The sequence below is a fragment of the Streptomyces sp. NBC_00385 genome, from assembly GCF_035917155.1.
GTDB lineage: Bacteria > Actinomycetota > Actinomycetes > Streptomycetales > Streptomycetaceae > Streptomyces > Streptomyces poriferorum.
In genome coordinates, this window is sequence record NZ_CP107951.1 from 3,851,091 (window position 1) to 3,868,732 (window position 17,642).

Genomic DNA, 17,642 nt, shown 5'->3' on the forward strand with positions numbered 1-17,642 from the left:
GCTCGGACCCATGGCCGACGCACCGTACAAGCTGATCCTCCTCCGCCACGGCGAGAGCGAATGGAACGCGAAGAACCTGTTCACCGGATGGGTGGACGTCAACCTCACCGAGAAGGGCGAGAAGGAGGCGGTCCGCGGCGGTGAGCTGCTCAAGGACGCCGGCCTGCTCCCCGATGTACTGCACACCTCGCTCCAGAAGCGCGCCATCCGCACCGCCCAGCTCGCGCTGGAGTCCGCGGACCGCCACTGGATCCCCGTCCACCGCTCCTGGCGCCTGAACGAGCGCCACTACGGCGCCCTCCAGGGCAAGGACAAGGCCCAGACCCTCGCCGAGTTCGGCGAGGAGCAGTTCATGCTCTGGCGCCGCTCGTACGACACCCCGCCGCCCGCCCTCGAGGACGGCACCGAGTTCTCCCAGAGCGACGACGCGCGCTACGCGACGATCCCGCCGGAGCTGCGCCCGCGCACGGAGTGCCTCAAGGACGTCGTCGTCCGCATGCTGCCGTACTGGTACGACGGCATCGTCCCGGACCTGCTCGACGGCAAGACCGTCCTGGTCGCCGCGCACGGAAACAGCCTCCGGGCCCTGGTCAAGCACCTCGACGGCGTCTCGGACGAGGCCATCGCGGGCCTGAACATCCCGACGGGCATCCCGCTCGCGTACGAACTGGACGAGAACTTCCGCCCGTTGAAGCCGGGCGGGACGTACCTGGACCCGGACGCGGCGAAGGCCGCCATCGAGGCCGTGAAGAACCAGGGCAAGAAGTAGGCGCGAGAAGCACCAGCAGCCCACGCGAAGAGCCCCCCGCACGCGGATCATCCGCGAGCGGGGGGCTCTTCGCTGCCGTGCCGCCTGTGACGGCGCTCACTCGGCGTCGTACCCTGTGGCGCATGCGGGGAGAGCGGGGAGAGCAGCCATGAGTGAACCCCTGAAGACCTTTGTCGGCGGCGCCGAGGTCGAGGTGCCCAACAGCATCCCGGCCATCCGCGACGCCCTGCCCGAGGCGAGACGCGAGGAGTTCGACCGCGCCATCAACGAGGCCGGGGTGCACGAGATCCAGGCCGTGATGCGGCACTGGATGCTGGAGGCCGTACCCGACCCGGAGGCGGAGCGGATCCTGGACCGGCTGGCGCGGGACGAGGCCGAGAGGCGGAGCGTCGCTTGAGCCTCAGGATCTCCTACGCGCCTCCCGCCGACGACACCCTGGCCAAGATGCGGGACGGCGACACCTTCCGGGACGAGATGGCGCGCACGCTGGGGCACGACCCGTACGGGCACGGCTCGTCCGCCGTCAAGGGTGAGCACGATCGCCGGGAGGCGACGGTCGCCGGGGCGATCGTGCTCTACTACGTCTCCGGATCGGTCCTGACCGTCACCGTGGTGCGGCTCGTCCCGCTTCCGTAGGCCACCGCGCCCCGCAGGCCGCGCTGCCCCTGCCCTTCCCTGACCCCGGCTCAGGCGAGCTTGGCGGCCTGGGCGTCGATGACCGCGGTCGGCAGCTCGAAGTCGCCGCCCTCGGCAGCCGCACCCAGGTTGAGCGAGGTCAACGAGGCGAGCGTGGTGCCCTGGCGGAGCTGGATGAGCTTCATCGCGTACTTCTCGCCCTCCCCCTCGACCGTCACCGTCCAGGCGACCGCTTCCTCGCCGCCCTTGACCGGCACCTCCGTGATCTTGGTGACCTTCTGCTTCGATCCGGCGGCGGTGAGAGTGAACCCGGAGGCGCACTCGGTCGCGGCGCTGCGCAGACCGGCCAGCGCCTCGTCGGCCCCCTTGCCGTCGTACGCGGCGAGCGTGGTGAGCGTCGTCGTGACGTTCATCATCGCCTCGAGCATCTTCGCCGGGTCCTCGCTCGCCTTCGGGTCGTCGCTCTTCTTCGGCAGACGGGCCACCTTCCGCTGCGTGGACGCGGCGGGCTTTCCGGCCTTGGCGCCCATCAGGGCATCGGCGAACGCGTCGCAGGCCGCCTTGTCGACCGTGACGGCGTCGCCCTCGATGGCGTCGGCGGGAGTGCCCTTGGAGATCTTGTGGTCCTTGACGTCGCCCTGGACCAGCGAGACCTTCTCCAGCTCGGCCGCGGTCAGCGCCTTGGCGGTGGAGTCCGCGCCCTTGTCCGCCGGCTTGGCGGAAGCGGAGTCGGCCGCCTTGCCGTTGTCCTTGGCCGAGTCCCCGTCCGAACCACAGGCCGCGGTGAGCAGGGCCAGGGACATCACGGTGGCGGCAACGGCGGTACGGCGTATGGCAGTGGGTCGCATGGCCCGTCCTTCTGTCTCAAGGTGTTTCGCCCGCACGAGAGCGGCCGTCGCCGGGTTCGGCGCGGTAGTGAGGAATCGTGGGGTTTGCCAACTCTATGAGCACGCTGTGGTTTGGCAATGCGTCAATGCGGGCATCGCCCGTGATCGTGACGACGTCGTGATCACCTCGTGAAGGCTCTGAACTGGGCATTTGCCACAGATGGCAGCAACACGTCGCGGGGTGACCGTTCGAAGGGGGTCCGCTGATGTTGCTCGATTCCGCTCTGTCCACCGTGCTGGGTTCCGTGGGCGTGCCGGCGGAACTGGTCGCCTCGTGCGATGCGCTGACCGGAGGTACGTACAACGCGGTCACCCGCGTCGGTCTCACCGACGGCCGGCGGTGGGTGGTGAAGACGCCTCCGCCGGGCGGGAGTCATCTCGCGTACGAGCGCGATCTGCTGGTCAACGAGGTGACGTTCTACACCGCGGCGGCCGGCCTCGCCGAGGAGACCGCCGTCCCCGGCGTCGTGCGCAGCGGCATCGACCCGGCCGCGCCCGGAGGCGCGTACGTGATCATGACGGAGCGTCCGGGGCAGCCCTGGCACGAGGTCGGCGGCGCTCTGGCCGACGCCGAGGGGCGGCGGCTGCGCGTGGAGCTCGGGCGGATCGTCGGCCGGCTGCACTCCGTGCCGGGGCCGGGCGGTTTCGGCTACCCGTCCGCGGCGCTGGGCCCGTTGGCCCCCACCTGGCGCGGCGCCTTCACGGCGATGACCGGCGCCGTGCTGGCGGACGCGGAGAGGTACGGGGCGCGGCTGCCGCGTACGCCTTCGGTCATCCGCCGCCGGCTCGACGCCGCTTCGTCCGTCCTGGACGACGTCGCCCGGCCGGCCCTGGTCCACTTCGACCTGTGGCAGGGCAACATCCTGGTCGCCGGGGAGCCGGGTGCGCGGCGGATCGGCGGGATCATCGACGGGGAGCGGATGTTCTGGGGCGACCCGGCCGCCGACTTCGTGTCGCTCGCCCTGTTCGGGGACATCGAGGAGGACGAGGACTTCCTGACCGGGTACGGGGAGTCGGCGCCGGGCGGGCCGGTGGAGTTCGACGGTTCGCTGCGGGCGCGGATCGCCCTGTACCGCGCGTACCTCTACCTGATCATGCTGGTGGAGACCGTGCCCCGGAAGGCGTCCGGGGAGCAGTTGGAGTGGACGTGGAACGAGGTGGCGCCTCGGCTCGAAGCGGCGCTCGACGACGTGGGGCCGGCGCTGCGGGCCTGAGGGCGGCCGCAGCGCCGGCAGGTGTCCCTCAGCGCCCCAGCGCCCGTTGGGCGTCGTGGAGGTTGGCCGGCCGGACGCTCTCCGGGGCTCCGTACGCCTCCAGGCGGGTGTGCAGGTCGCCGGTGAAGTCGGGGACGTCGATCTGGTCGAACTCCGTCACCTCGCTCACCCCCACCGTCGCGCTGTACGGGGCGAGGCCGTCGATCCGCATCAGGCCGGCCCGGCCGTTGGTGACGCGGATGTTCCAGTGCGTGAAGCGGGCGCCGAACAGCGGTCCGGCGCTCGCGTCGCCGCCGTGGCGCCCGTTGTTGTTCACGGTGATGTCGGTGCGGACGTTGGCGAACGGCATGCCCCGGTGCGAGTCGAAGGTGCCCATCTCCATCACGCCGCGCGACCAGACGTTGTGGCTGGACAGGCCCTCGACGTTGATGCCGTGCAGCTGGGTCCCGGAGGGTGCCGGGACGGTGCGCTGCTCGATGGTGAAGTCCTCGATCAGGTTGTCGTGGCTGCCTTCACGGCAGTAGTACGGGTGGTGCGAGCCGCGCCCCGCGACCTTCGTACGGCGCAGGGTGCAGGCGGAGGCCCCGATGAGGCCGAAGCCGTTGTCGACGTGGCGGACGGTGACGTCGTCGGCCCAGCAGTCGTAAGCGCACTGGAACGCGACGCCGTTGTAGCCCTTGTCGAGCAGGTGCGGCGACTGCGGGGTCTCGACCGCTTCGAGGGTGAGGCCTTCGACACCGGAGCCGGTGAGCGGGGCGGCGAGGGTGGTGAGGCGCGGGTCCCATTCGGGGCGGACGTCGAGCGGGAGCGGCCGCTCCAGGGTGACCCGGCGTCCGTGGACGGCGGTGATGCGGACCGGCCACTCGTAGGGGACGTACGAGGTCAGCTTGGTCTTGTCGTCCCAGTAGTACGCCTCCGGTCCGGCGCCGCCGCCCGCCATGTGCTCCAGGAGGGTGTGGGCGGAGTCGTCGGCGAGGCGGAGCAGGACGAGTGCTCCGCGCTTCAGTTTCCGGGTGTCGTCGACGGTGATCGTGCGGTCGCCGAGGCGGGCGGGGGCGACGGTGGTCAGGGTCCGCCACTCGTCCCGCTTGTTGCCGGTCCAGCCCTCGAAGGGCCAGGCCTGCGCCTTGATGGCGTCGGTGAGCGAGGCCCAACGCGCTTCGGGGCAGAGCCAGATGAGGCCGCCGGCCCAGGACCAGCTGGACTTGTCGCCGCCGTAGCGGCTGCCGTACGCGCCGATGAGCTCGGTGAGGTTCTTCGTGGCGATGAGCGTGGTGCGACCGCTGCCCGCGCCGCGCACCACGACGTTGCTGTGGCCGATGCGGATGATGTCGTCGATGCGGTACGTACCCTCGGGGACGATCACCGTGCCGCCGCCGCGCTCTCCGGCGGCGGCGATGGCACGGTTGATCGCGGGGGCGGCGTCGGCGGAGTTGTCCGGCCGGGCGCCGTAGTGCAGCACGTCGGCGGTGAAGCCGTGGCCGGTACGGGGGCGGGGCAGGGCGGAGCCGGCGCGGTAGCCGGCCCGGCCGATGAACGGGATCTGCGGGTGGGTGAAGGGCGCTGCGGTGAACTCCCGCCAGAGCGGGGCCGGCTGTGTCCGCCCGCCCGCCGGGGCGCTTGGGCCGCCGCTCACGGCGAAGGCCGTCCCGCCGCCGAGCGTTCCTGCCGCCGCGGCCGCGGCGACGGCCACCGCGCTGCCGAGCAGTCCGCGCCTGCTGAATTCCCTCTGCGTCGCCTGGGGCGCCATGAGCCGGTCCGCCTTCCATGATTTTCACGGATGTGAACGCTGTTCATATCTGCGTCGGCGGTGAGCATGCCACGATCCCCGGGCGCAGCGAAAGAGTCGCGCACGGGGGAATACGACAGGCGAGGGAACGGCAGAGAACGACCGGCCAGCAGCCGTCAGTCAGTGGGGCGCTGGGTCAGGTGTGTGAACGCTTCGAGGTTCCGCGTGGACTCGCCGCGCGATACCCGCCACGCGTACTCCTTGCGGATCGCGGTCGCGAAACCGAGTTCGAGCAGGGGGTTGAAGGCGCCGTCGGCAGCCTCCAGGACCACGCCGAGCAGCCGGTCCAGTTCCCCCGGCGTCACCACGGACAGCGGCAGCTTGCCGACGAGGTAGATGTCCCCGAGCGAGTCGACCGCGTAACTCACGCCGAACAGGCGGAGGTTGCGCTCCAGCAGCCAGCGGTGCACCGCCGCGTCGTTCTCGTCGGGGTGCCGGATGACGAAGGCGTTGAGGGACAGCGCGTGCGTGCCGACGATGAGCGAGCAGGTGGTGGCGAGCTTGCGGGTGCCGGGCAGCTGGACGACGTAATGGCCGGGCGCGGGGTTCTCGTAATCGAGCCCGGCATCCTTCAGCGTCGCCTCGATGACCTGGGCGACCTGTGTGACCTGCGGCGCCGCCGCTTCCTCGGGTACGTCAGCCATGGGGCGAGCGTACGTCAGGCGCCGGGCGCCCGTCCGGCGGGAACCCGCCGGCCTCACCCGTGGTGCGCGCGGACCCTGCGCCGGTGGTCCTGCACCGCGCCGGCGTACACGTCCGCGGTCGCCGCCGCCGCCGTGTCCCAGCCGAAGCGCTGCGCGTGCGCGGCGGCCTCGCCGCCCATCCGGTCGACGAGCCCGGGCGCGGCCGCGAAGCGCTGAAGCACCGCCGCGTACGCCTCCGGGTCGTGCCCGGGGATCAGGAAGCCGCTGACCCCGTCCCGTACCGCCACCGGCAGTCCGCCCACGGCCGCCGCGACGACCGGGGTGCCGGCCGCCTGGGCCTCGATGGCGACCAGGCCGAAGGACTCGCTGTACGAGGGCATGACCAGCACGGACGCGGCCCGGAACCAGTCGGCGAGCTGGTCCTGACCGACCGGCGGGTGGAACCGCACGACGTCCGCGATACCGAGGCGGGCGGCCAGCTTCTGCAGGCCCTCCGGCTTCGCGAGCCCGCTGCCGCTGGGGCCGCCGACGACCGGCACGACGATGCGCGAACGCAGCGACGGGTCCCGGTCCAGCAGCGCGGCGACCGCGCGCAGCAGCACGTCCGGGGCCTTCAGCGGCTGGATGCGGCCCGCGAACAGCGGGATCAGGGCGTCCTGCGGCAGACCGAGGCGCGCACGGGCCGCGGCGCGGCCGTCGGCGGGGCGGAAGCGGTCCAGGTTGACGCCGGGGTGGACGACGGCGACGGCGCCGGGATCGGCGTCGTAGAAGCGGACGAGCTCGTCCGCCTCCTCGGCGGTGTTCGCGATCAGCCGGTCGGAGGCGTGCACGATCTGGGTCTCGCCGATGACGCGGGCGGCGGGCTCGGGGGTGTCCCCCTCGGCGAGCGCGGCGTTCTTGACCTTGGCCATGGTGTGCATGGCGTGGACGAGCGGGACGCCCCAGCGCTGCGCGGCGAGCCAGCCGACCTGGCCGGAGAGCCAGTAGTGGGAGTGCACCAGGTCGTAGTAGCCGGGGCGCTGACCGGCCCACGCCTGCATCACGCCGTGCGTGAAGGCGCAGAGCTGGGCGGGCAGCTCCTCCTTGGCCAGACCCTCGTACGGGCCCGCGTCGACGTGCCGGACCAGGACGCCCGGCGCCATCTCGACGGCCGGCGGCAGCGCCCCGGTGGTGGAGCGGGTGAAGATCTCGACCTCGATGTTGATCGCGGCCAGGCGCTTGGCGAGCTCCACGATGTACACGTTCATGCCGCCCGCGTCACCCGTACCCGGCTGGTGCAGCGGCGAGGTGTGCACGGAGAGCATCGCGATCCGGCGCGGCCTGCGATGGCCGCCGGGGAAGGAACCGGTGAGGCCTGCGGGGAACCTGAGACGCGGCGCGACACGGCTGCTGCCGAGCCGGGAGACGTACTGACTCACGTCGTCCGGTCCTCCTCGCTCAGGGCACTGGTACCGACTTCGTTCACGGCATGGCACGGAAAGGGCACACGGTCGCTCTCGGGAGGCGCACGGACCCTTTCGGAAGGCTGGAACAGCGGAACTCCTCCTTTCATTTCCGCTTTGCCAAATCATTACGGTACGGCTCCGGCGCGTCGCGGTGCACGGCCGCCGAACCCGGGCGAGTGGTTACGCTCTGTGTCATGCGCCCGATCGGCACCGCCACCCGCGGGACCACCAACCCGAACCGGCTGCGCCGCATGGACCGCTGGATCGCCGCCACGCACGGCCCCGCCCTGCGCCGCGCCGACGCCCCCGTGGCGGTCGACCTCGGGTACGGCGCCGCGCCCTGGACCGCCGTCGAGCTGCTGGAGCGCCTGCGCACCGCCGAGCCCCGTACCCGCGTGGTCGGCATCGAGATCTCCCCGGAACGCGTCGAGGCCGCGCGGCCGTACGAGCGCGAGGGTCTGACCTTCCGGCACGGCGGCTTCGAGATCCCGCTGCCGGAGCGGCCCGCGCTGATCCGGGCGGCGAACGTGCTGCGCCAGTACGACGAGGCCGAGGTCACCGCCGTCTGGCAGCGGCTGTGCGACCGGCTCGCGCCGGGCGGCCTGCTGGTGGAGGGCACCTGCGACGAGATCGGGCGCCGCCACGTCTGGGTGGCGCTGGGACCCGAGGGCCCCCGCACGGTCACGTTCGCGACCCGGCTCGGCTCCCTCGGCCGCCCGTCCGACCTCGCGGAGCGGCTGCCCAAGGCGCTGATCCACCGCAATGTGCCGGGCGAGCCCGTCCACGCCTTCCTCCGCGACTTCGACCGGGCCTGGGCGGCGGCGGCACCGTACGCCTCGCTGGGCGCCCGGCAGCGCTGGATCACGGCCGTGCGGGCGCTGTCCGGCACGTGGCCGCTGACGGACGGTGTACGGCGGTGGCGCCAGGGCGAAGTGACGGTGAAATGGGCGGCACTCCAACCCGAGCGGTAGCCCAACACACAGAGAACAGGGTGAACTCTCCCGGCGCCGGGAACGTCGGCACGGCATCGTTCGTCCCAGAACAGGGAGGCCTGATCCACACGGGCGGACACCAGGGGCCGGGGAGTGCCGAGGGGTTCGCGAGCTGCGGAGATGTGTCTGCCTCTGTTGCTTTTCGGTAGGGCATGGCACGATCTCGTCGGCGCCATAAGTTACTGACGGTAAATCAGATCCGTACCGCATCCGCAGGGATCCGCTCGGAGGGGGAGCTTCGTGTACCGACGCCACTGTGCCGCTGCCGCGATCACTCTGGTCTGCGCGATGGCCGTCCTGGCCTCGCCGGTCCAGGCCTTCGCCGCACCCGCGCCCCCCTCGCCCGCCGCGGACCGGCCGGTGAAGAAGAGCCTCGAGGAGGTGCGCCAGGAGATCGACGGCCTCTACCGGGCCGCCGGATCGGCCACGGACGCGTACAACCTCGCGGAGGAGAAGACCAAGAAGCAGTCCGGCGAGATCGTCAAGCTGGCCCAGGCCATAGTCGAGGGCCAGGCGAAGATCGCCGAGCTCAAGAGCAGAGCGGGCGCCCAGGCCCGCGAGGAGTACCGCAACGCCGGACTCCCCCCGGGCGCCCGGCTCATGCTCAGCGGGGACCCGCAGCTCTTCCTGGACGGGATCGGCCGGGCCCAGCAGGGCCAGAAGGCCGCCAAGGGACTCCTGGGAGAACTGAACAGGACCCAGGAGGACTTGAAGACGTACACGCAGGACGCGAGCACCAACTGGACCAAGCTCGAAGCCAACCGCGTCAAGCAGGCCAAGGCCAAGAAGAAGATCAACGAGCAGATCGCGGCGGCGAAGAAGCTGGAGTCCCAGCTGGAGAAGAAGGAGCGCGCCCGTCTCCTCCAGCTGGAACAGGAGGCGGAGTACAAGTCGCAGACCGCCTGGCTGAGCTCCGGCGCGCTGAAGGAGATCAACCGCGGGGCGAGCGCGAGCGGGAAGAAGGCGGTGGCCTTCGCGACCTCCAAGATCGGCCTGCCGTACGTGTGGGGGGCCGAGGGACCCAGGTCGTACGACTGCTCCGGGCTGACCTCGCAGGCCTGGGCGTCGGCCGGCCGGCCGATCCCGCGCACCTCGCAGGAGCAGTGGCGGCAGCTGCCGCACATCGCGATCGAGGACATGCGCCCCGGCGACCTGATCATCTACCACAGCGACGCCAGCCACGTCGGCATGTACATCGGCGACGGCGCGATCGTCCACGCCCCGCGCCCGGGCCGCGACGTCACGCTCGCCGGAGCGGGCTCGATGGAGATCCTCGGCGTCGTCCGCCCGGACCGCTAGGACCGCCCGCCCCGATCAGGCCGGATCAGACCGATCCGCGCGAGAGGCCCGCCGCGTTCGCACCGCGCGGGGAGCGGCGTGAGCGGCGCCACTTGGGCCCGGGAGGGCGGCGTGACCTTTGTCATGCCGCTCCGGGCGCCTCGGAACGGCACAACGCGCCGGATCCGTGACCTGAAGCGGCTTATGCCGGTGCATATGCCGGAGGCCGAGTGCTGTGCACCATTCCGTTCCCGCATCCCGTACCGCTATCGTCCCCGTCTGGCGGATCGTCGATCGTCGTTCCGCCGCGCCCTCGGGGGGAGGGAAGGAAACCCGAACCGATGCCCGTACCCGTACCGCAGCAGCGTGCCGTTCCCGCTGCGGAGGCCAGCAACGGCACCGACCTCACCCTCCTGGTGATCGAGGACGACCCGGCGGGCACCTTCAGCGTCCCGGAACTCTCCGCCGCGACCGGTGCCCGGGTCCGGATCCGCGCCGCCCGCAACCTGACCGAGGCGGGCCGGCTCCTCACCGACGACGTGGACTGCATCCTGCTGGACCTGGCACTGCCGTCCGGCGACCGGAGCGCGGAGGCCGACGGGCTCGCGACCCTCCAGCACGTGCTGCGGATCGCGCCCCGGCACGCCGTGCTCGCCCTCACGGCCGAGGACGACGCGGAGCTGGCCGCCGAGGCCGTACGGGTGGGGGCGCAGGACTACCTCTTCCGCGGCGAACTCGACGGCCGGCTGCTCAGCCGCGCCATCCGTTACGCCGTCGAGCGCAAACGCGCCGACGTCACCCAGCACAAACTCACCGAGTCCCGGCTGCGCGCCCAGGAGAACGCCCGGCTGGAGCGCGGCCTGCTGCCCACCCCGCTGCTCGACGGCTCCGATCTGCGCTTCGCGGCCCGCTACCGCCCCGGCCGCAGCCGCGCCCTGCTGGGCGGCGACTTCTACGACACGGTCCGCACCCCTGACGGCACGGTCCACGCGATGATCGGCGACGTCTGCGGCCACGGCCCGGACGAGGCGGCACTCGGCGTCGAACTGCGCATCGCCTGGAGGGCCTTGACCCTGGCAGGACTCTGCGGCGACGAACTGCTCTCCACGCTCCAGCAGGTCCTGGAGCACGAACGGGAGAGCGAGGAGATCTTCGCGACGCTCTGCACCGTCGACATCGCCCCCGACGGCCGCCGCGCGGGCCTGTGCCTGGCGGGCCATCCCGCACCGCTGATCGCCCGGCAGGGACGGGCCGCGCACCTGCTTCCGTACGAGGACGGCGGCCCGGCACTCGGTCTGCTGCCGCGCGCCCGCTGGCCGCGCCGGCAGGTGGAACTGGGCGGCTCCTGGAGCCTGATGATGTACACGGACGGGCTGATCGAGGGCCGCGTCGGCAACGGCACACAGCGTCTCGGCCAGGACGGCATGGTCGCGATGATCAACAGCCAGCTGGCCGAGGGCCTGGCCGGCGAGGACCTGCTGGATGCGGCGGTCACGCACGTCCGTGAGCTGAACGGCGGCGAACTGACCGACGACGTCGCGGTCCTCCTGCTCGACCGTGACCAGGACACCGCGCGCGACACCGCCCGCCACCGGGCACAGAACGGCGGCCGGGGCCGGAGCATCCCGCGCCCCCGCCCCGGCCAGGTGTCACCCGCAGGCGTTCAACGCCCGCCGTTGTAGGGCCCGTACGGCCCGTCGCTGCTGGAGCCGCCGTTCCGGCGGCCCCCGCCGGACACGGCCTTGATGGCGGGCCGTACGTCCACGAAGAACACGATGGACGCGATCAGCCCGGCGATCTGCAGGAAGAGCATCGGCACCCAGAGGTTCACCACCACCGCGATGCCGAGAATGATCAGCCAGAACGACTTCTTCTGCTTGTCCGCGGCGCGGTAGGCGTCCTCGCGGGCGATCGCGGCCATGATGAAGGCCGCCACGGCGAGAACGGTCATGACCGTGAAGATCAGCCCGAGGATTGAATTGAAGCCTTCGAGCAACATGAGGTGCACCGCCTAGTGAGTGGATGAGCGCTCGCGGCCAAGGTACCGGGACAACGACCGGGGCATGTGAAAAAGTGCCCGCCCGCCGCCCCGGCACACCTGCCGGGCAACGCCGCGCTACTTGGTGGTGGGCGGCGTGGTCTTCTTGGCGGCGGGCTTGCGCGCGGGCGCCTTCTTGGCGGGCGCGGCTGCGGGCGACGGCTTGGCCGCCTCGGCCTTGACGGTCTTCGGCGCGGGCTTGGCGGCAGGCGCGGGCTTGGCGGCGGGCTTCGGCCCGGGCTTGGCCGCCTCCGGCTTCGACTCCTTGCGCGGCTCGACGACGACGGCGATCTCGACGATCTCCTCGGCGGTCTCACCACGCCACGTGCGCACGCTCTGCTCGCCGCGCTCGGCGACCTTCTCGTACGTCTCCCGCGCCCTGACCGCGTACTCCGCGGCCACGCCGACACCGCGCAGCGCCAGGTCCTGGGCGCTCTCGCCCAGCTTCTTCAGGTCGGTGTCGAACGCCCCGATCACCTCGGTGACCTTGGCCTGGAAAGTGGCCTGCGCCTCCTTGGCCTGCCCGGCCACCTTCTCCTGCACGGCCTTGGGGTCGGTGTTGCGCACCGCCTCGATGCGCTCCGGCGCCTCGGCGCGCAGCTGCTCGATCAGGGCCGGAACCTTGCGGGCCTGCCGCACGGCGAGGTCCGCCGTGCCGGCGGCGAAGTAGAGGGGGGTCGGGTCGGTGAGGGTCTTGCGCAGGTCATCGGTGATGGCCATGACTGTGGTCCTCCCGGATCATCAGACTCAGTGACTCAGTGACTCACTGTGAGGGTTTCGAAGGCTTTGAATCTGTATCGGCAGCACTGCCGTCGGCACTGAAGGGCTCATCCGCACCGGATGGGTGCCCCTCGCCGTCCGCGGGGTCCACGGGCTCGTCCTCGAACCCGTTCTCCTTGCGGAAGGAGGCGTAGATCTGCAGCAGCACGCTCTTCTGCCGCTCGTTGATCGACGGATCGGCGAGAATCACCGCCCGCGTCTCCAGCTCGTCCCGCTCCCGCTCATCCAGGATCCCGGCCCGTACGTACAGGGTCTCGGCAGAGATCCGCAGCGCCTTGGCGACCTGCTGGAGGACCTCGGCACTGGGCTTGCGCAGCCCGCGCTCGATCTGGCTGAGGTAGGGATTGGACACCCCGGCGGCATCGGCGAGCTGCCGCAGCGACAGCTGCGCGGTACGGCGCTGCTCGCGCAGGTACTCGCCGAGATTGCCGACGTTGAGTGAGGCCATAGGTCGATAGTGGACCCGCGGTGCTAACTTTTGCAAGCAGATGCTTGCAAAAGTGTGCCGCGCCACTCGGACGGATGACGACCGAACCCGGACAGCGGCGTTGTCGGCGGGCTCTGCCAGGGTGTCCGTCGTGGAGGAACTGGTGGAGCGTGTCGACGGTCAGGACCGTGTGCTGGGGACGGTGGTCAGCCGTCGGCAGGCCGTCCGGGAGGGCTGGCTGCACCGGGTCGCCGTGACGGTGTGCCGGGATGAGAGCGGCCGGATCCTCGTGCACCGGCGGGCGGAGCAGCTGTCGCGCTTCCCCGGGCTCTACGAGGTCACGGTCGGCGGCGCCGTGGATGTCGGTGAGTCCTATGAACAGGCCGCCGCGCGGGAGCTGGCCGAGGAGCTGGGCGTCCGTGTGCTGCCTCGCCTGCTGTTCACGTTCCTCAACCGGAGCGGTCAGAGCCCTCACTGGCTCGGCGTGCACGAAGCCGCGGTGCCCGGCACCGTGACCGCCGATCCCGATGAGGTCGCCTGGCACGGCTGGCTGACCGAGCCGGAACTGCGGTCGGCGCTGCTGGAGTGGCGCTTCACCCCGGACAGCCACGAAGCCTTCGGCCGGTATCTCGCGTTCCGGACCACCCGGTCCTGACCTTGGTTGACCTTCACCTTGGGGGAGCCCACAGCATCGGTGGTGCCGGGCGACGCGCCCGGTATGAGGAGGGACGGGCATGGAGCTGCTGACCATCGGAACGTTCGCGAAGGCGTCCCGGCTGTCGCCGAAGGCGTTGCGCCTTTACGACGAGCTCGGTCTGCTGACTCCCGCTCGCGTCGACGCGGTGACCGGCTACCGCCTCTACGCGCCGGCCCAACTGGATCAGGCCCGGCTGGTCGCCTGGCTGCGAAGGCTCGGGATGCCTCTCGCCCGTATCCAGCAGGTCTGCACGCTGGAGGCGGGTCCGGCAGCCGAGGAGATCCGCGCGTTCTGGGCGCAGGTCGAAGCCGACACCGCCGCACGGCGGGACCTGGCCACCTTCCTCATCGACCACCTCTCCTGGAAGGACCCCGCCATGTCTGCGAGCACCGAGCCCCTGGGCATCCGTTACGCCGCACTTTCCGACACCGGCCTCGTCCGTGAGAACAACCAGGACACCGCCTACGCGGGGTCCCGTCTGCTCGCCGTCGCCGACGGCTTCGGCAGCAAGGGCGCTCCCGCGAGCGCCGCCGCAGTCGACGCGCTCAAGAGCCTCGAAACCGACAGCATCCCGGCGGGCAGTCTGCTCAACGCCCTCGAAGCCGCGATCGGCCGCGCCGAGCAGGCCGTGCACGGCGTCTCCGGAGCCGGTCCGTCCTCCGAAGCGGCCGGAACCACCCTCACCGCCCTGCTCTGGACCGGCACCCAGCTGGCACTCGTCCACATCGGCGACTCCCGCGTCCACCTCCTGCGCGACGGGGAGCTGTTCCAGATCACCCACGACCACACCGTGGTGCAGGCGATGGTCGACGAAGGACGCATCGGCCCCGAAGAAGCCGCCTCCCACCCCCAGCGCTCCCTGCTGATCCGCGCTCTGGGCCAGGGCGCGGACGGCACCCCCGACATGCGTCTGCAGGACGCTCAGCGGGGAGACCGCTACCTGCTCTGCTCCGACGGGCTGTCGACCGTCGTGCCGGCCGAGGAGATCCACCGGGTGCTCCACGGGACCGGTGAGCCCGAAGAGGCGGTCCGCGCGCTCATCGCCCTCGCCAACGGCTCCGGCGGCCCCGACAACGTCAGCTGCGTGGTCGCCGACGTCGTGGAACTCCCGCAGGCCCCGAAAACCCCTTGACGGGCCACGCCGAGCCGCAGTTAGTCTCCCGGAGGCCGTGCGAGAGAACGAGGAGGTGGTACCCGTGAACGCAGTATCGACATGGGTGCTCCCCTCCGGAGTCATGGTCGGGCGACAGGTCGTCCGGGAGCGCCGCATCTGAGCACTCCCGAAAGGCACGACCATGCAGTTCACTTCCGAACAGCGCCTCGACGACGACGTTCTCGAACGCGCTTTCACCCTCGGCGAGATCCCCGGCATCCTGTGGACGCCCGCGTCGGCATACTCGTCCACCTCACCGGCACCGCTGATCCTGCTCGGCCACCCTCCCCTCGGACTGGGCAGGGTGTACCCGCGGCTGGCGGCCCGGGCCCGGCACTCCGCGGCGCAGGGCTTCGCCACGGCCACCATCGAGCTCCCGGGAAGCGGCGACCGGCCCCGCCTGCCCGTCGTGGACCGGGCCCGCGCCGAACTGCGCCGGGCGTTGGAGGCCGGCGAGCCGGTCAGCGACGAGATCATCGACGCGCTCGTCCTCCCGCTGGTCGAGCAGGCGGTCCCGGAATGGCGGACGGCCCTGGACGCCCTCCTTTCGCTGCCCGGGATCGGCGGCCCGGTCGGGTACTCGGGGGGCGTGATCTCCATCGGCATCCGGCTGGCGGTGGTCGAGCCGCGCATCGCGGCCGCCGGCCTCTTCGCCGGGAGTTTCGTGCCGCGTTCCATGTTCGAGGAGGCCCGCCGGGTCACCGTTCCGCTCCATGTCCTGCTGCAGTGGGACGACGAGGGAAACGACCGGCAGGCGGCCCTGGACCTCTTCGACGCCTTCGGGTCCGAGGAGAAGACGCTGCACGCCAACATGGGCGGTCACACCGGCGTCCCGCAGTTCGCCGGGGACGACGCGGCCCGGTTCTTCACCCGGCATCTGAAGTGAGGCGGCCGGGACGCCACGCCGCCGGCGGACGGTAGACGCGCAGGTGCCCCGACCGGCCGGTCGGGGCACCTGCGCGTCTGCGTCGACCGGCGTTGTTCCCGACTCGGTACGGATGCCCGGCAGGCGTACTCAACAGCCCTTGACCTGAAGCGCGGTTGAGCTTCTAGCGTCTCTCTCGGTCGACCACCGACGACGGGAGAACACACTCATGATCCTCGTGACCGGAGCCACCGGGAACATCGGCAGCGCGCTGCTGAAGGAGCTGCACGCACACGGTGCCGGGCCACTGAGAGGGCTCACCCGTCACGCCGCACAGGCCGCCTTTCCCGAGGAAGTCGAGCCCGTGCAGGGCGACTTCGCGGAGCCGGCGTCACTGAAGGCCGCACTGGAGGGGGTGCGTGCGCTGTTCCTCGTATCGCGTCTGGGGCCGGACGCCGACATCCTCGAAGCCGCCCGGCAGGCGGGCGTGCAGCACGTGGTGCTGGTGTCGTCGATCACCGCCCTGACCCATCCGCACCTGGTCCCCGCCCAGGAGAACCTGGCGGTGGAGCAGCTGCTCAAGGAGAGCGGTATGGCCTGGACGATCCTGCGGCCGACCCAGTTCGCCTCGAACACCCTGATGTGGGCGGACTCGGTCCGTGAGCACGAGACCGTGCTCGCACCGTACGCGGACACCGCACTGCCGACCATCCATCCCGCGGACATCGCGTCGGTGGCACGCGTGGCCCTGACCGAGCCCGGCCACCAGGGGCGCACGTATGCCCTGACCGGCCCGGAACCGGTGTCGGCCCGCCGGCAGGTCGAGGCCATCTCGGCAGCGCTGGGCCGGGAGGTGCCCTTCGCCGGGATAAGCCGCCGGCAGGCCCACGCCCGGATGGCCGCGGTCTTCGGAGCGGAGGCCGCGGACGCGGTGCTCGACGTCACGGGCGGAGACGTCAACGACGAGCTGCTGGCGGTACGCGACACGGTTACGCAGGTCACCGGGGCCCCGGCCCGGCCGTTCCGGCAGTGGGCCAAGGAGAACGCGGCGTGCTTCCGCTGAGGTGGGGCGGCGTCCGTTCTCCGTCCGAGGGCGATCAGGCCCGCCGCCGTCTCCCGGAAGCCGCAGGCGTCGAAGTGGAACGACCGCAGACGCTCTTCGAAGTCGGCGTGGAGCCACGCGCACTTCGCAGCACGGGCCTCCTCCGCGGCAACGGCGACTTGGACGCCGAGTGAAGAGGCCCCGTTTTGCGCGGAGTTGGTCCGGTTCGCGCGCCCCGCTCAGCTGTGCCGCATCCAGACGTTGGGCTCCCGGTACACGCCGTGATCGGCGGACCGGTCGATGCGGAGCAGGCTCAAGCCGTCCGGAATCACGTAGTCGCCCGACTCGGGAAGGGCCAGGCCCGTCCACCGTTCCCACTCGGCGACGGTGCCGGTCATCGTCTGCGACGCGGGAGCCGCCGCGAGGATCTCGGCGCCGAGACGCTGATGGGTCCGCATCCACGGGTCGAGGGCCATGCCGTCCTCACGGCTCCACCGTATGAAGGTCTCGATGGGTGTCAGCGGATACCGGGCCTTCGTCGTCGGCCGGACCGGGGCAATGACCCGGGCCAGGCCGGCTTCCCCGGCCGTCCGGCGCAAAGCCTTGATCGTCTCCCCTGCCAGCCCGCGCCCCTTGAGCGACGGGGTGACGACGGCTCCGCAGATGACCAGCGTGTTGGCTTCGGTCCCCTGCTCCCGGCCTTCGACCGCGCGGACGAGGGCCTGGGTGTACCCGCTGGGGAGCGTCTCGGTCAGACCGTCCCAGTGGATGGGTACACCCCAGCCCGACGCGACCGGCACCTCGCGCTCATCCACCAGCGTGAGGTCCAGACCGGCGAACCACTCGCCGACCCTGCCTATGTACTCCTTCACCAGCCGGTCGGCGCCGATGAATTGCGGAAAGCCCTCACTGAAGAGCTCCTTCAGCTGTTCGTCCGGCCACGTACGCGCGTCGGTCCGCTCGATCCTGACATCCATGCCTATTCT

At 71.3% G+C, this 17,642-nt stretch carries 19 protein-coding genes and 1 pseudogene; 11 read left to right on the forward strand and 9 right to left on the reverse strand.

Features of this window, described 5'->3' with window-relative positions; all coding sequences use genetic code 11:
• Positions 1-10 precede the first annotated feature (10 nt).
• The 3 genes from OG959_RS16915 (at position 11) to OG959_RS16925 (ending at position 1,405) form a co-directional block, all read left to right on the forward strand.
• A complete protein-coding gene (locus OG959_RS16915; RefSeq protein WP_326659314.1) occupies positions 11-769 on the forward strand; it encodes a phosphoglyceromutase in 759 nt (252 codons plus the stop codon).
• A 148-nt stretch (positions 770-917) separates the two neighbouring features.
• Positions 918-1,166, forward strand: coding sequence for a hypothetical protein (locus tag OG959_RS16920; protein ID WP_148019431.1), 249 nt, complete (start codon positions 918-920; stop codon positions 1,164-1,166).
• Positions 1,163-1,405, forward strand: a complete 243-nt coding sequence (locus OG959_RS16925; RefSeq protein ID WP_219570650.1) for a hypothetical protein — start codon at positions 1,163-1,165, stop codon at positions 1,403-1,405. Before OG959_RS16920 ends, OG959_RS16925 begins: the two co-directional genes overlap by 4 nt.
• Before the next feature lie 50 nt (positions 1,406-1,455).
• Here the strand turns inward: OG959_RS16925 and OG959_RS16930 are convergent, their stop codons facing one another.
• A complete protein-coding gene (locus tag OG959_RS16930) occupies positions 1,456-2,253 on the reverse strand; it encodes a hypothetical protein (protein WP_326659319.1) in 798 nt (265 codons plus the stop codon).
• Positions 2,254-2,498: 245 nt separating this feature from the next.
• Between OG959_RS16930 and OG959_RS16935 the strand changes: the two genes are divergently transcribed.
• Entirely contained in the window at positions 2,499-3,506 is a 1,008-nt protein-coding gene (locus tag OG959_RS16935) for a phosphotransferase family protein (RefSeq protein WP_326659320.1), read from the forward strand.
• Between the two features lie 28 nt (positions 3,507-3,534).
• Here OG959_RS16935 and OG959_RS16940 read toward each other — a convergent pair whose 3' ends face one another.
• From OG959_RS16940 to mshA, 3 genes are all read right to left on the reverse strand, one after another.
• Positions 3,535-5,256 carry a glycosyl hydrolase family 28-related protein gene (locus tag OG959_RS16940; protein WP_326659322.1) on the reverse strand — a complete coding sequence of 574 codons (1,722 nt, stop codon included), beginning with the start codon at positions 5,254-5,256 and terminating at the stop codon, positions 3,535-3,537.
• Positions 5,257-5,411: 155 nt separating this feature from the next.
• A complete protein-coding gene (locus OG959_RS16945; protein ID WP_326659324.1) occupies positions 5,412-5,939 on the reverse strand; it encodes a YbjN domain-containing protein in 528 nt (175 codons plus the stop codon).
• A gap of 53 nt (positions 5,940-5,992) precedes the next feature.
• Positions 5,993-7,357: a D-inositol-3-phosphate glycosyltransferase gene (gene mshA / locus OG959_RS16950; RefSeq protein WP_326659325.1), complete on the reverse strand. Its 1,365-nt coding sequence runs from the start codon at positions 7,355-7,357 to the stop codon at positions 5,993-5,995.
• A 221-nt stretch (positions 7,358-7,578) separates the two neighbouring features.
• On the opposite strand from mshA, the gene OG959_RS16955 reads away from it, so the two are divergent.
• The 3 genes from OG959_RS16955 to OG959_RS16965 all read left to right on the forward strand — a co-directional run bounded on the left by OG959_RS16955 (position 7,579) and on the right by OG959_RS16965 (position 11,336).
• On the forward strand, positions 7,579-8,355 hold the full coding sequence (locus OG959_RS16955; protein WP_326659326.1) for a class I SAM-dependent methyltransferase: 777 nt from the start codon (positions 7,579-7,581) through the stop codon (positions 8,353-8,355).
• A gap of 261 nt (positions 8,356-8,616) precedes the next feature.
• Positions 8,617-9,675, forward strand: coding sequence for a C40 family peptidase (locus OG959_RS16960; RefSeq protein ID WP_326659327.1), 1,059 nt, complete (start codon positions 8,617-8,619; stop codon positions 9,673-9,675).
• A gap of 320 nt (positions 9,676-9,995) precedes the next feature.
• Positions 9,996-11,336 carry a PP2C family protein-serine/threonine phosphatase gene (locus OG959_RS16965; protein WP_326659328.1) on the forward strand — a complete coding sequence of 447 codons (1,341 nt, stop codon included), beginning with the start codon at positions 9,996-9,998 and terminating at the stop codon, positions 11,334-11,336.
• On the opposite strand, the gene OG959_RS16970 is transcribed toward OG959_RS16965, so the two are convergent.
• The 3 genes from OG959_RS16970 to OG959_RS16980 all read right to left on the reverse strand — a co-directional run bounded on the left by OG959_RS16970 (position 11,318) and on the right by OG959_RS16980 (position 12,920).
• Positions 11,318-11,653 (reverse strand): DUF2516 family protein, encoded by a 336-nt coding sequence (locus OG959_RS16970; RefSeq protein WP_148019441.1) that lies wholly within the window; start codon positions 11,651-11,653, stop codon positions 11,318-11,320. The two genes, OG959_RS16965 and OG959_RS16970, sit on opposite strands and share 19 nt — an antisense overlap.
• 117 nt (positions 11,654-11,770) lie before the next feature.
• A complete protein-coding gene (locus tag OG959_RS16975; RefSeq protein ID WP_326659329.1) occupies positions 11,771-12,412 on the reverse strand; it encodes a hypothetical protein in 642 nt (213 codons plus the stop codon).
• Positions 12,413-12,455: 43 nt separating this feature from the next.
• Positions 12,456-12,920, reverse strand: a complete 465-nt coding sequence (locus OG959_RS16980) for a helix-turn-helix domain-containing protein (RefSeq protein WP_326659330.1) — start codon at positions 12,918-12,920, stop codon at positions 12,456-12,458.
• 130 nt (positions 12,921-13,050) lie between these two features.
• Here OG959_RS16980 and OG959_RS16985 point away from each other — a divergent pair, with 130 nt between their 5' ends.
• From OG959_RS16985 to OG959_RS17000, 4 genes are all read left to right on the forward strand, one after another.
• Entirely contained in the window at positions 13,051-13,554 is a 504-nt protein-coding gene (locus OG959_RS16985) for an NUDIX hydrolase (RefSeq protein WP_442805584.1), read from the forward strand.
• A 79-nt stretch (positions 13,555-13,633) separates the two neighbouring features.
• On the forward strand, positions 13,634-14,728 hold the full coding sequence (locus tag OG959_RS16990) for a MerR family transcriptional regulator (protein ID WP_326659332.1): 1,095 nt from the start codon (positions 13,634-13,636) through the stop codon (positions 14,726-14,728).
• A 163-nt stretch (positions 14,729-14,891) separates the two neighbouring features.
• Positions 14,892-15,635, forward strand: a complete 744-nt coding sequence (locus OG959_RS16995; protein WP_326659333.1) for a dienelactone hydrolase family protein — start codon at positions 14,892-14,894, stop codon at positions 15,633-15,635.
• Positions 15,636-15,843: 208 nt separating this feature from the next.
• The gene (locus OG959_RS17000) at positions 15,844-16,677 is read left to right on the forward strand and encodes an NAD(P)H-binding protein (RefSeq protein WP_326659334.1); all 834 of its coding nucleotides are present in this window, start codon (positions 15,844-15,846) and stop codon (positions 16,675-16,677) included.
• Positions 16,678-16,703: 26 nt separating this feature from the next.
• Here OG959_RS17000 and OG959_RS17005 read toward each other — a convergent pair.
• Positions 16,704-16,835 (reverse strand): annotated as a pseudogene (locus tag OG959_RS17005) (GNAT family N-acetyltransferase); the annotation flags it as partial.
• A 60-nt stretch (positions 16,836-16,895) separates the two neighbouring features.
• Positions 16,896-17,633 carry a hypothetical protein gene (locus OG959_RS17010; protein WP_326659336.1) on the reverse strand — a complete coding sequence of 246 codons (738 nt, stop codon included), beginning with the start codon at positions 17,631-17,633 and terminating at the stop codon, positions 16,896-16,898.
• Between the last annotated feature and the right edge of the window lie 9 nt (positions 17,634-17,642).

Bases quoted from the DNA above. Each gene is read 5' to 3' on its own strand.
- OG959_RS16920 (WP_148019431.1), top strand. From the start codon at position 918: ATGAGTGAACCCCTGAAGACCTTTGTCGGCGGCGCCGAGGTCGAGGTG.
- OG959_RS16915 (WP_326659314.1), top strand. From the start codon at position 11: ATGGCCGACGCACCGTACAAGCTGATCCTCCTCCGCCACGGCGAGAGC.
- OG959_RS16990 (WP_326659332.1), top strand. From the start codon at position 13,634: ATGGAGCTGCTGACCATCGGAACGTTCGCGAAGGCGTCCCGGCTGTCG.
- OG959_RS17010 (WP_326659336.1), bottom strand. From the start codon at position 17,633: ATGGATGTCAGGATCGAGCGGACCGACGCGCGTACGTGGCCGGACGAA.
- OG959_RS16955 (WP_326659326.1), top strand. From the start codon at position 7,579: ATGCGCCCGATCGGCACCGCCACCCGCGGGACCACCAACCCGAACCGG.
- OG959_RS17000 (WP_326659334.1), top strand. From the start codon at position 15,844: ATGATCCTCGTGACCGGAGCCACCGGGAACATCGGCAGCGCGCTGCTG.
- OG959_RS16935 (WP_326659320.1), top strand. From the start codon at position 2,499: ATGTTGCTCGATTCCGCTCTGTCCACCGTGCTGGGTTCCGTGGGCGTG.
- OG959_RS16965 (WP_326659328.1), top strand. From the start codon at position 9,996: ATGCCCGTACCCGTACCGCAGCAGCGTGCCGTTCCCGCTGCGGAGGCC.
- OG959_RS16940 (WP_326659322.1), bottom strand. From the start codon at position 5,256: ATGGCGCCCCAGGCGACGCAGAGGGAATTCAGCAGGCGCGGACTGCTC.
- OG959_RS16970 (WP_148019441.1), bottom strand. From the start codon at position 11,653: ATGTTGCTCGAAGGCTTCAATTCAATCCTCGGGCTGATCTTCACGGTC.
- OG959_RS16945 (WP_326659324.1), bottom strand. From the start codon at position 5,939: ATGGCTGACGTACCCGAGGAAGCGGCGGCGCCGCAGGTCACACAGGTC.
- OG959_RS16980 (WP_326659330.1), bottom strand. From the start codon at position 12,920: ATGGCCTCACTCAACGTCGGCAATCTCGGCGAGTACCTGCGCGAGCAG.
- OG959_RS16975 (WP_326659329.1), bottom strand. From the start codon at position 12,412: ATGGCCATCACCGATGACCTGCGCAAGACCCTCACCGACCCGACCCCC.
- OG959_RS16930 (WP_326659319.1), bottom strand. From the start codon at position 2,253: ATGCGACCCACTGCCATACGCCGTACCGCCGTTGCCGCCACCGTGATG.
- OG959_RS16995 (WP_326659333.1), top strand. From the start codon at position 14,892: ATGCAGTTCACTTCCGAACAGCGCCTCGACGACGACGTTCTCGAACGC.